The organism is Mycobacterium vicinigordonae (assembly GCF_013466425.1).
Taxonomy (GTDB): domain Bacteria; phylum Actinomycetota; class Actinomycetes; order Mycobacteriales; family Mycobacteriaceae; genus Mycobacterium; species Mycobacterium vicinigordonae.
Genome location: NZ_CP059165.1, coordinates 3,112,002 through 3,124,921, shown reverse-complemented (window position 1 = coordinate 3,124,921; position 12,920 = coordinate 3,112,002). Strand labels below are relative to the sequence as shown.

The following is a 12,920-nucleotide window of genomic DNA, read 5'->3' as shown; positions in this document are numbered from 1 at the left end:
CTCACTGCTGAGCACCTCCGGTGTCCTGCTCGGCGGATAGGCTCTCCAGTTCGGCCAGCAATTCTCGAAGCTCGATATTCGACAGCTGCTCCATCATGCTGTCGATATCGTCGCCCGCGAATTCCGAGCGTTCAGCAACTGGGAGTTCGGCGCACCCCAAGTTCAGGCTCGAAAGTATCTGCATCGCAAGGGAACTGACGCTGACACCACGGAGTATTTCCAGGACCGGCAGGTCAATTCCGAACGTCGCATTGACCCGGGTTCGGAAATCCATTGCCATCATCGAGTCCATCCCGATGTCGTTGAGGATGTCGTCTGACCCAATGTCGGCGGCCGGGACTTCAAAGACAGCTCCGAGGATCCGACGAACATGGCTGGCGACGACTTCTTGCCGCTCAGCTTCCGCGCACCGCGAGAGTGCTTGCAGGATGGAGGTTTCCGCATCTGATTCAGCCGAGAACGCCGCGGTGCCCAGTTCGCTGAACATCGGCGGCAGCTGTCCGCTCAGCCCGGCCCGGCGGGCGAGCGTCCAGTCGGCACTGATCGCGACGACACTCGCTGTCTTCTGGTTGATGAGCCGGTCGAGGATCCTGGTGCCCGCCGCAGGGGTGATGAGTTCGATTCCGCGCCGGCGGTAAAGCTTCTCCAGCTTCAATTCCTCCACCATGCCCACCGACCACGGCCCCCACCCGATGGTTAGCGCCGGAAGTCCCTGCGCATGCCGGTAATGCGCGAATGCGTCCAGGAAGGCGTTGGCGGCGGCGTAGTTGCCTTGGCCGGGAGCGGCGATGACCGAACCCGCAGAGCCAAACATGACGAAGAACTCCAGCTCCTGTCCGCCGAATACATCGTGCAGGATCCGGGCGCCGGTGGTCTTCACCGCCAGTACTGCGGCGAAGTCAGCTTCGCTCATGTTCACCAGCAGTTGGTCATTGACCGTTCCCGCGGCGTGCACAACACCGCGAACGGGCTGCCCCCCGTCCCGGTTGTGATCGTCCACCCAGGCCCGCACCTGGTCGGCGTCGGTGATATCGACACTGGCCGTGGTGATGCGCGCGCCGAGGTGTTCGATCCTTCGAAGCGCGTCCACGGTGGCGCAGTGCGGGTCGTCCTTCGTTTGCCGTGACCATTGGCTTCGCTGCGGTATCTTGCTTCGGCTCAACAGCGCTATGTGCCGCGCCCCACGCTCGGCGAGATAGCCGGCGACGATACGGCCGAGGGCCCCGGAGCCACCGGTGACGACATACGTCGCGTCCGGACTGAGTTTGGTGGGAAACGGCCTGGTGAGGTTACCGCTGCGGCGCAACCGAGCGACGAAGGTCTGGCCGCTTCGGATCGCGATCTGGTCTTCGGACTGACCGGCCAGAACATGCTCGCAGATCTGCGCTGCCGTCTCGGCGGTGTCCGCATCGGGTTCGATGTCGATCAGCCCGCCCCAGTAGTCGACAAACTCTTGGTGGCCGATGACCCTGCCGAGCCCCCAGATGGTGGCTTGATCGGCAACGATCGATTCGGTTCCGGGCGCCGGCTGTGCGTTCCCGGTGATCAAGTGCAGGCGGGGCCGCACAGCACCGTTGTCGGCGAAGGCCTTGACCAGCCGCAGAACCGTGAAAACGCCAATGTGATGGGCTGTTTCGGTCGCATCGTCGGAGGTGATGTCCAGTGGCCAGCAATCAACGACACCGGCGAGGCCGCGTTCCCGCTCGAGGTGGAGGTCGAGCAGTCGGCGTAGCTGCTCGGCCTGCCGCGGGTTCAGCGCGTAGCCACCGTCGATCTCGGCGAGCGCATTGACAGGTTGGTGTTCAACCAGGTGGGCGCGGTGGCCGCATCGGCGCAGCCTCTCCGCGACCGCTGCGCCGATACCGGAGGTGTCTGCTAGAATCAGCCAGGACGAATCGGCTGAGCACGCCGTTTCAGGTACCTGATCTTGATTCCTCGCGGGTTCCGCGATCCACACGACTTCGTAGAGCCCCTTGTCTAATTGATCCCATGACATGCCCGACGCAGCGGACAGCGATCGGACCGTGAAGCCGTCAAAGGTGGCGAGCGTCTTACCCGCCTGGCTGGAAATGGTGATGTCGCTTTCGATCTCTTCTCTCGTTGCCGACACCACGCGCGCTCGCACGATCATGTTCGGGTCGGGGGCATGGAAGATGGAACTGCGCCGAATTCGAGTAGGAAGATATGTCTCCTGGTCCTGGTCCTGGTCGAGAAGCCTTGCCCCGAAGAGTGTTTGAAAAGCGCCGTCGATCAGCGCCGGGTGAAATCGGTGTGCCCCGAGTTCAGCCGCGAGCCGCTCGGGAACCTCGAGCTGAGCCACCGCCCAGCCGTGTCCGGCAGTGATTTCACGCACGGTTTGGAACATGTCACCGTAGCCGAACCCGATTGTGCGGGTATGGGCGTAGAAGTCGGCACCGCTGATCGCGCCGAGGGGTTGCGAGTCGTCCACCGTACAGCGAATCGGCCTGGATAACGTGTTTAATTCCGCGGTCGCCGTTATCGTCCAGTTGAGGTCGCCGTCGGCAGTCGCGGTGAACGCTGCGAATTCCAGCGCACCGGTGTCCTGGTGAAGAGTCGTCCGCAGCAGCGGATCGCAGGTTCCGTCGAGGATGAGGGCGCGATGCAGTACCAGGTTGTCGACACTGTGGTCGGTCGAACCGTACGTCGCTTTGGCAGCCGCCAACGCCATTTCGACGAACACCGCACCGGGTACCAGGATACTGCCCTGCACCTGATGATCCTCGAGGAACGGCATTGCGGCGGTGCTCAATTCGACTTCCCAGGTCGGATGCACTGCGCTCACCGGTTGCCCCAGCAGCGGATGCACCGGGCGGTAGTGCAGTTCCTCAGCGGCTTCCTGGGTTTCGTTCCAGAATCGTTTCGATTGCCACGGGTAGGACGGCAGCTTCAGCAGTCGTGCTCCAGCTCGCGGGTACATTGTGTCCCAGTCGATTTGGTGACCATGACAATAGAGCGCCCCCACACAGTTCATCAATGTGCGGCTGTCGTCGTCGTCGCGCCGCTGAGCCGGCAGCACCACGACCTCGGTGTTCCTTTCGGCCTCTTGGGTTCCCGCGAGCTCGATGATCGACGGGGCCAGCACGGGATGCGGGCCGAGTTCGACGAAGTGGGCGTATCCATCCTCGATCATCCGCCGCGCCGCTGCTTCGAAAAGTACTGTGGCGCGAGTGTTCTGCCACCAGTAGGCGGCGCCGGCCGTGTATCCGCCCAACTGTTCGCCAGTGACCGTGGAGTACAGCGGAATGGCGGCGGTGCCCGACGACAGCCCGTCGAGCGACCGGCAGAGATCCTCCTTCACCGCTTCCATGTAGTGGGTGTGATACGGCACCTTCCCAGTCAGGAACCGGTTGAAAATCTCCGCCTCGCCCAACTGACGGGCGATGTCTTCGAGCACATCGCTGTCGCCGGCCAGGGTCACCGCCGAGGGGCTGTTGATCGCGGCGATGGACACCCGCCGCCCGATCTGGTCGAATGCTTTGTCATCGAGGTTCTGCATGAGTGCATCGGCGCCGATGCCGACGGCCAGCATGCGGCCCAACCCACTTGTCTGTTGCTGCAGGCGACTTCGGTGATACACCACCTGAACCGCTTGCTCGAAGGTGAGTAGACCGGCCAGGTGATGAGCCGCCACTTCCCCGGCGCTGTGACCGATCACCGCGTGCGGCCTGATCCCGAACTGGGCAAGTTGCGCCGCGAGCGCGACTTGAACGGCGAAATTGGCAGGTTGTGCGACCTCGGTTTCGGCCATCCGAGATCGGGTTTCGTCGGCTCGGAGTTCATCGAGCAGCGACCAGTGGGTGTAACGGGACAGCTCTCGGTCGGTGCGCTGAATGCTGTCGGCAAATGCAGGATAGATGTCGAGAAGCCCCCGGCACATCTTCCACCACTGCGGCCCCATACCGCTGCAGACGAAGGCCAGCTTGGGTGAAGCCGGATGCGGGCGGGACGGTGAGATCTGCCCACCCTCGGCGAGGGCCCGAAGTTGGTCTCGCGCCTCGTCGAGGCTACCCGCGACAATGGCCCGCCGATGGTTCAGATGCGAACGGCGCCGGCCCAGGGTGTAGCCGAGATCCGCGAGCGTGACGTCGGGATGCTCGCCCAGGTGCGACGCGAGTTGCTGGACCGTCTCCGTCAGCGCCTCCCCTGACCGCGCCGAGATCGGCAGGATGACCAGGGGTCGGCCCGGAGTACCGTCTGCATTGCCGACCGGGGTGGGTGGCTGTGCCAGCACCACGTGCGCGTTGGTCCCGCCGAAGCCGAATGAGTTGACACCGGCAACCCTTCGAATGCCTTCGGCGAAGGGACGTCCGGTTTGCGGAATAACGATATTGGTGGTACGCAACGGATTTTTTAGATGCAGCTGCGCGGGAACGTATCCGTGTTTGAGCACCAGAGCCGCCTTGATGAGCCCAGCGACGCCCGCCGCCGCCTCGAGGTGGCCGATGTTCGCCTTGACCGAACCGACTAGCAGCGGATCTGATTCCGGCCGGTCTGCTGCGAGCGCGTTGGCCAGCGCCCGCAACTCAATCGGGTCGCCAACCGGGGTCCCGGTGCCGTGCGCTTCCACGTATCCGATGTCGTTGGCAGACAGCCCGGCCCGTGCAAGGGCCGTACTGATCGCCGCGTGCTGCGCGTCCTCACTCGGCACGGTAATGCCTTCGGTGCGTCCGTCCTGGGAGACTGCGGTACCGAGTATCTGCGCATAGATCTCGTCGCCGTCGGCCAGTGCCCGTCCGAGAGGTTTGATGACGACGACGGCGCCTCCTTCGCCCCGCGCGTAACCGTCTGCTGACACGTCGAATGCCTTGCAGCGACCCTCGGGGCTGAGAAATCCACTCTTGGACTCGGCGATGGCGGTGTTGGGCCCGATCATGATGTTCACTCCCCCGGCAACCGCTAGGTGGCATTCACCGTTCCAGATGCTTTGCGCCGCAAGGTGCACCGCGACGAGCGAACTTGAGCACGCCGTATCGACGGTCATACTGGGACCGCGAAAGTCGAACGTGAACGAGATACGGTTGGCCAGCATTGTCATCATCATTCCGGTGGCGGAGTGCGTCTTCAACCTGTAGCGACTGGTGCGGCCCTGGTTTTGCAGCAGTTGATAGTCGAGGGTGAATCCGCCGACGAACACACCAACATCGGTGCCCGCCAATGCGTCTGCGGGTATTCCGCCGTCTTCCAGCGCCTCCCAGGTGGTTTCCAGTAGGAGCCGTTGTTGCGGATCCAGCAGATTGGCTTCGCGGGGTGAAATTCCAAAGAATTGGGGGTCGAATTGATCGATCTGATTGAGGAACCCGCCTCGGAAGGTAACCATCTTCCCGACTTTTGCCGGATTCGGATCGAAGTAGCGTCCAGCGTCCCAGCGTGTTTCGGGAACGACGCAAGTCGCGTCGGTTTCACCGCATAGTGAGTTCCAGAAGGCCTCCACGGAATGGGCGCCGCCCGGAAAGCGACATCCAATTCCGACAATCGCCAGTGCCTCGCGACCGCCCTGCTCCATGTGCATCATCCCTTTGAGTTCACAGCCGGTGTGACCGGCAGAGCAGCGCGCCTCACCTTGTCGGCGCCGACACCAACGGAGTCGATCCAGAACGCAGAATCCATCCCTCGCTGATTGGACTCGTCGCCTGGTCGTGCCGGTAAATGGAGCGCAGTTCGCGCAGGAACTTGTCTCGTTGCCACGCCTGCACCTGCCGCATGACGTTGTCCTCGGAGAAGCGGTTGCTTTCCTTGCCGACCACGATTTCGACGAGATAGCCCGCGATTTGGCGCAGCGTCCGGTCGTTGGTGTCGAACTGCCTGTCGAACTCCGGGGAGCTTCCTATCATCGCGGTGTGCAGCGCCACCATGAAGTTGAGCGGCGAGAACAAGTCGACGAATTGCCCTGCTATGCAATCTATCTCAACCGCACCCCATTCGCGGAAGAATTGTTGCATGCGGTTGCTGAGGTCGATCATGCGTTGCAGATGGGGCACAACGGAAGGATCGTCGGCAACATCTGCGAACCGGTCGTTGGTGTAGAACAGCCCGAGAAATCCCCAGTAGAAGGCGATGTCCCAGATCACCTTCGCCGACATCACGGTCGGCGAGCCCATCAGCGGGTACTGGTTGCAGTAGATGTTGAGCCACATGTCGGTGAGCGAGCGAAACAACGAGTCGTTGATCGAGGCGCGTGCGACGATGTTCTCTCCGCTCAGTTCGCGCGTGATCATGTCGGTGATCAGGCCATTGCCGATGGCGATCAAATCCAGTCCCGAAGAGTACAACGGGTCCAAGAAGATTCCCGAGTCGCCGGTCAGGCACCAACGTTGCTGGCCGTCATAGACTTTTGTAGAGCTATGACTGTAGTGCTTCATCACCCTGAAATCCTTGATCAGGTGATCGTGCTCAGCCAGCACCGCGGCGCATTGTGGCTCGTGCTCGTGCAGCCAGGCTTGGGCTTTGGCCAACGTGTTGTAGCTATCGAACGCGTGCAGCGCCGGGTCGGCGACTATGCCGACGCTGGTCGATCCAGACGCGAGCCGGATGAGCCACACCCAATACCCCTCCCCCATCAGATGATTGGTGGACATCGCGCGGTCACCTTCGGTCAGGCGTTCTTGCCAGCTGGGGTCATTGCTCCATCGCCCGATGTCAATCTCAGTTGCGACGCGCAGCCACACGGCATTGCAGTGATGCTCCGTGGTGCGTTTGAGACCCAGCTGTCGAGCCAGCACGCGGTTGCGCCCCGATGCGTCCACCACCCAGCGGGCCGTTGTCCGCGTGTTGGTGGTGTCACCGCTCTGGTAGCAGACGGTGTGATACCCGCCCGCATCGCCAAATTCAACGGATCTCACCCGACCCGTGACCATCTCGACGCCGCCCGCCAGGCAGCGCCGGGTGAGTTCGTTTTCCAGCCGGCCGCGGTCGATCTGGAAGGTTACCTGCGGTGTGTACCTGGAATTGCCGAGTTCCATTCGCTGGGTGATGTCGGCGTTCGCGTCGTGCGAAAAGAACATCCGCAACCCCATCTTGCGCAGCTGCGAGGCCTGCAGATGGTCTGCCAATCCCAGGCGGTCCCGCAGATACTGTGCCGACACCTCGACCGTCGACTCGCCAACAGTGTGGGTGATCTCCGGCACCGGGTGCCCGACCGGCTCGATAATCAGAACCCGTGTTGCGGGTCGGGCGATGTGAAGTTCCATCGCCAGTGTGAGAGCCGCGATGCCACCGCCAATGACGGCCACCTCACAGTCGGGGGCGGGCGCAAAGACCTCCGTGGTGTCCGGAGCATCGGCGGTATCCGTCAGCTGCGCCTTGATCCGCTGCGCCAAAGCTGCCCGCGCCTGTGGGCTCAACTGCGAAAGGTGCGCTCGCGTATTCACACTATCCCCTCCCAGCACATGTGACCGATTACCACAGTTAATTAATATTTAAGAAACTACACGAAATCATGGTGGCAGTAGTCAGGCTCACACACCCACCCCGCCAGGCTTGTCGCCATCCTCTGTTCTCGCAATCGCTGCCTCGCGTAGGTTGGGATCTGCATACGCGGCAGGCGAGCCGGCGATCAGGTATCGCCCGTAGACGAGTTCGAATGTCGGTACGGTCATCAGCGTCGTGACGATAGCCACCAACACCAGGATCGTGAACAGAGTGGGAGTGATGATGCCAGCCTGAAGCCCAATGTTGAGCAGAATGAGTTCGATCAAACCACGAGCATTCATCAACGATCCCAGGGCGATTGATTCGCGGAGCGGCACCTTTCGAATCCGGGCAGCCAACGCGCACGCCACTCCCTTGCCAGCGATTGCCACCGCGAGGATGCCCAACGTCACTGCCCACAGTTTCGGGCTGTTCAGCAGCCCAACCTCAGTGTTCAGCCCCGAATAAACGAAGAACAACGGCAGCAGGAACGTCGTCACCATCGGATCCACCATGTCGGTGAGGCGTTGCGCGAAGTAGCCCGACGGCATTGCGACGCCGAGGACGAATGCTCCGAAAATGGCGTAGATACCGATCACATCGCTGAACCAGGCGCAGAGCATCAGCAAGATGAGGACGGCGCTGAAAACCGGTGGCGTTATCGCCTGCCGGCGTTCGGATATCCCACCAAGACCGGCCAAAGCCTTGCGGCCGATGGTCAACACCAGCAGGCAGTACAGGAAGCCGCCGATTATCGCAGTGGCGGCCGTGACAGGGCTGCCGCGGTGGATCGCGAGCACGATTGCCAGCAGGCACCAGGACAGCGCATCGTCGGCTGCACCACATGCCAACGCCAGCGTGCCCAAAGGCGTTCCGGTGAGCCGCTTTTCGTAGATAATCCGGGCTAGCATCGGGAACGCCGTGGTCGCGATGGACGCGCCCAGGAACATCATCGCCATCACCAGGGTGACGCGACTGTCGAAATAGACCCCGCCGGACAGCAAGGGCCCGGCGATCAGTGCTCCCAGCCCAAGGGGGGCCAGGATGCCCGCCGAGGAGACGACGACCGCGGTGCCCACCCGATGTTTGATGAGGTTGGCATCGAAGTTGAGCCCGATCAGGAACATGTACAGCACGAGGCCGATCTGCGCCAGGGTGTACAGCACGACGTTGGACTGCCGCGGTGGAAACAACTGGTGTTGCACGGCAGGGGCTAGGTGGCCGAGCAGCGAGGGACCAAGCAGGACACCGGCGATCATCTCACCGACAACCTGGGGTTGCCCGACGCGTTGCGCCAGCAGCCCCACTCCTCGGCACGCCGCCAAGATCACGGCAAGTTCGAGGAAGAAACGGATCGCGGTCGATGCGGGCATAAGTCAGCTTTGCGGCGTCAAAAGGGGTCGCGGATGCGCAATGGGAAGCGGATAATCGCAAGCCATCGGCACTATCCGGGAGCGCAGAATGTCCAGGCCGTACAAATATCTGCAAGTGGCACTCGTGATCTTCGGCTCGGTGATGCTCCTCGTATACCCACTCGCCGTGGTCTGGCCGTCAGGTTGGGCCTGGCATTCCGGACCGCCCTATCACTCCGACTACTTCATGATGATCGTCGGTCTCTACGCCACGCTGGGCGTCTTCTTGATCAACGCAGCGAGCAATCCGCTAAGGCACCTAAGCCTGATCTGGTTCGCGGTGTGGTCCAGCGTCGTACACGCGGTGATTATGGCGGTGCAGTCGCTGCACAGCAGTCACGAGATGGCACCTGTGGGGTGACATCGCGGCGCTGCTGCTCGCTGCGATGGTCTTGGGTGTATTGGTGCGGCGTCAGGAAGCCGGCGACTCTTCCGGGGTCCAGGCAGGCGGCTGACCGGGCCGGCCAGGGAACAGATAGTCGATGAAAGCGGCTGCCGTAGGTTGCGGTTCGTGATTGGCAAGGCCCGGACGCTCGTTGGCTTCGATGAATGCGTACTCCTCACCGGTGACGTCGGTCACCAGGAGATCGATGCCGGTCACCGGAATGCCGATTGCCTCGGCCGCCGACACCGCGACCCGGCACAGTTCCGGGTTCACCTGCGCGGTGACATCGTGAATCGTGCCGCCCTGATGGAGGTTCGCGGTGTGACGCACACGCAGCCACGTTCCTTGTGGCAAGACATCGTCCAGCGACCAGCCAGATTCGGCGACGGTTGCCTCGGTGAGATCGTCGAGCGGGATGCGGGACTCACCTCCGGTAGACGCCGAACGCCGTCTGCTCTCGGCCGCGATCAGGTCCCGGATGGTGTGGTCACCGGTCCCGATGACCTCTGGTGGCAGCCGCAGCGCGGCGGCCACCACTCGGCCGTCGATTACCACCAGGCGCAGATCCTGGCCCTGCACCCGCTGTTCGATCAGCACTTCCGGGCACACCTCCCGCGCTCGTGCCAGAGCGGCGGCTAACTCACCGGGACCGCGTTCGGCGGCGACCCCGACGGTGATGCCGTGGCCCTGCTCGCCGCGGGTCGGTTTGACGACGACCTCGCCGACTTCTGTCAAGAAGGTGTAGTCGGCGTCGTCGAAAGTCGCCAGCCGAGCGCGGGGCACGGTGATACCCGCTTCGGACACCAGCCTTCGGGTCAGGCGCTTGTCATCGCAACGGCACATTGCCACCGCAGAGGTGAACTCCGAAAGTGACTCACGAGTGATGACCGTGCGGCCGCCGTGCGTAAGCCGGATCTCGCCCGTCTCGGCGTCGAGTACTTCCACCCAGATTCCGCGGCGCAGCGCTTCGTCGGCGATGATCCGGGCATAGGGGTTGAGGTCATCGACTGTTTCCGGCGCTGGGGTGAATAGCGGCTCGTTGATCGCGTTCTTTCGCTTTATTGCCAGCACCGGGACGCGGCGAAAGCCCAGCTTTTCATAGAGCGCCGTGGCGGCCGCATTGTCGTGCGCGACAGACAGATCCATGTACGCGCGGCCTTTGGCATGGAAGTGCTGCGCCAGCGCGCGGGTGAGCGCCGCGCCCAGTCCGGGCAAAGCGGCGGCGGGATCCACCGCCAGGCTCCACAGGCTGGACCCGTGCTCGGGGTCTGCGAACAGCAGTTCATGGTCGATCCCGGTGACGGTCCCTACCACGGCGCCGTCCTCGTTGCGCACCGCCAGCAGGTAGGTAACCGCCTCCACCTGTTGATGGTTATGCCAGATCGTCTCCACCGGCGCCGGAACCATTCCGCACCGCACGTAGACGCGATTCATCGCATCGGCGTCGCCGACGTCGTTGAGGGTGCGCACCGTGACGTACGGCGGGGGTGCCGCGCGTTCCTCGTCGTTCTCGTCCGAAGCGCTGGCAAAGCGCAACCGGTATGTGTGACTGGGGTCGATGAACAGCTCGGCCGGAGCTTTGGCGACCACTACGTGGGACTCGCGCGCGTAGATGCAGATGTCGCGGCGCCCGGGCGCCTCCCGCCGCAGCGACTCGGCCAGTGTGTCGGCATCGGTGAATGTCTGCCCGAAAATAAGTCGGCCCCAACCTAATTCGAGTTCCACATCATGGGCCATCGCCGCCGCCAGCTGAGGTGGCGCCGCGTCATGCAAAGCGAGCGTGATCGCTTCCGGGTGATCCTCTGACGGACCGATAATCGTCATCCGGCGGCCCCTGTGACACCGTGCTTCTGCAGCCACATCTCCAGTAGCGCTACCTGCCAGAGCTCGTTGCCGCGCAGCGGGGTCAGTCTGCGGTTTGGGTCTGCGAGCAACGCCTCCACAGCTTCGGAGCGGAACAGTCCGCGCTCCTTGGCCACCGGCGCGTACAGGGCGTCCCGGACCATGTCCAGATACGGGCCCTCCAAATGGGTCAGCGCGGGCACCGGGAAGTATCCTTTGGGCCGGTCGATGACCTCAGCGGGGATCACCCGGCGGGCGGCTTGCTTGAGCACTCCCTTGCCCTCGTGGGCGATCTTGAGTTCCGGTGGGCAGGTTGCGGCCAGTTCCACCAGCTCGTGGTCCAGGAACGGCACCCGGCCCTCCAGCCCCCAGGCCATGGTCATGTTGTCGACCCGCTTGACCGGGTCATCAACCAACATCACGGTCGTGTCGAGGCGCAGCGCACGGTCGATGCCGGTGGCCGCGTTGGCGCGCGCGAAATGCTCGCTGACGAATCGTTCGCTGGGATCGTCCGCGGCGACGTTCTCGGCCGCCACCAGGGTCTTGAGACCCGGGACGTCCCGGTCGAAGAATGCGGCGCGATATGCCGCCACAGCTCCCGGCAGGCTGCTCGCCTCTGGCGCCCCCATCGGCGGGTACCAGTGGTATCCGGCAAACACCTCGTCGGCACCCTGGCCGGACTGCACGACCTTGACGTGCCGCGACACCTCCTGACTGAGGAGGTAGAAGGCCACACAGTCATGGCTGACCATCGGCTCGCTCATCGCCCCGATCGCGTCGTCGAGTGCGGGCAGCATCCGGTCTGTTCCGATGCGGATCTGGTGATGGTCGGTGCCGAACCACTTGGCGATGATGTCGGAATAGCGGAACTCGTCGCCCTCGACGCCGCCCACCGACTCGAAGCCGATGGAGAACGTCGAAAGGCCGTGTTGGCCGGCTTCGGCGAGGAGCCCGACGATCAGGCTGGAGTCGACTCCGCCCGAGAGCAGACAACCGACCGGGACGTCGGCGACCAGTCGCCGTTTGACCGCGGTGCGCAGCGCGGCGAGCACGGCATCTTCCCAATCGGTCTCCGACCAGTCGGCGTGGCGGTCCTGGCGGGTGAAGTCCGGCGTCCAGTAGATGGTGGCGGTGCGCTTGCCGTCGGGTTCGATGGCAAGCAGCGACCCCGGCGGGATCTTCCGCACGCCGCGCAGGATGGTCAGCGGTGCGGGCACCACGGAGTGGAAGGTCATGTAGTGGTGCAGAGCGACATGGTCGATGCGGGTGTCGACGCCGCCACCAGCCAGCAACGCCGGCAGGGTCGAGGCGAAGCGGATCCGGTGGCTGTCCTCGGTGACGTAGAGCGGCTTGATGCCCAGGCGGTCGCGGCCTAGCAGGACTCGCCCGCTGTCGCGTTCGGCGATGGCGAACGCGAACATGCCGTGCAGGTGCGCAACGAAGTCGTCGCCCCAGCGGTGGTAGGCCTTGAGCAGGACTTCGGTGTCGCTGTGTGAGAAGAACCGGTAACCGTGGCCCTCGAGTTCGCGGCGCAGTTCCTGGTAGTTGTAGATGCAGCCGTTCCAGGCGGTGGCCAGGCCCAGGTCCGCGTCAACCATCGGCTGGGCTCCGGCCTCGGTCAGGTCGATGATTTTGAGGCGACGATGACCCAGGGCCACCCGGCCCTGGGACCAAACCCCTGCGCCGTCGGGACCTCGCGGCGCCATCACGGCGGCCATCGCGGCAACTGCCCCTACGTCAGGCACTCGGCCATCGAGTCGCACCTCACCGGTGGCTCCACACATCTCTTCGACCTTAACCGGCCGCGTCAGCGAGCGCAGAGCGGGCAGCACTCGGCCGGTCATTGACCCGCT

The 12,920-nt window shown here is 63.5% G+C and carries 5 protein-coding genes and 1 pseudogene; 1 reads left to right on the top strand and 5 read right to left on the bottom strand.

Annotated features, from left to right (window positions below; genetic code table 11):
* Nucleotide 1 precedes the first annotated feature (1 nt).
* From H0P51_RS14100 to H0P51_RS14090, 3 genes are all read right to left on the bottom strand, one after another.
* A complete protein-coding gene (locus tag H0P51_RS14100) occupies nucleotides 2-5,524 on the bottom strand; it encodes a type I polyketide synthase (RefSeq protein WP_343061793.1) in 5,523 nt (1,840 codons plus the stop codon).
* A gap of 52 nt (nucleotides 5,525-5,576) precedes the next feature.
* Nucleotides 5,577-7,361, bottom strand: coding sequence for an NAD(P)/FAD-dependent oxidoreductase (locus H0P51_RS14095; protein WP_343061792.1), 1,785 nt, complete (start codon nucleotides 7,359-7,361; stop codon nucleotides 5,577-5,579).
* A gap of 114 nt (nucleotides 7,362-7,475) precedes the next feature.
* Nucleotides 7,476-8,801 (bottom strand): cation:proton antiporter, encoded by a 1,326-nt coding sequence (locus tag H0P51_RS14090; protein WP_180918622.1) that lies wholly within the window; start codon nucleotides 8,799-8,801, stop codon nucleotides 7,476-7,478.
* A gap of 88 nt (nucleotides 8,802-8,889) precedes the next feature.
* On the opposite strand from H0P51_RS14090, the pseudogene H0P51_RS14085 reads away from it, so the two are divergent.
* Nucleotides 8,890-9,295 (top strand): annotated as a pseudogene (locus H0P51_RS14085) (DUF6632 domain-containing protein).
* Here the strand turns inward: H0P51_RS14085 and ngg are convergent.
* Together ngg and H0P51_RS14075 are read right to left on the bottom strand one after the other, a co-directional pair.
* Nucleotides 9,253-11,049 carry an N-acetylglutaminylglutamine synthetase gene (gene ngg, locus H0P51_RS14080; protein ID WP_180918621.1) on the bottom strand — a complete coding sequence of 599 codons (1,797 nt, stop codon included), beginning with the start codon at nucleotides 11,047-11,049 and terminating at the stop codon, nucleotides 9,253-9,255. The pseudogene H0P51_RS14085 and the gene ngg sit on opposite strands and share 43 nt — an antisense overlap.
* Entirely contained in the window at nucleotides 11,046-12,851 is a 1,806-nt protein-coding gene (locus H0P51_RS14075) for an N-acetylglutaminylglutamine amidotransferase (RefSeq protein WP_180918968.1), read from the bottom strand. Before H0P51_RS14075 ends, ngg begins: the two co-directional genes overlap by 4 nt.
* Nucleotides 12,852-12,920: the final 69 nt, after the last annotated feature.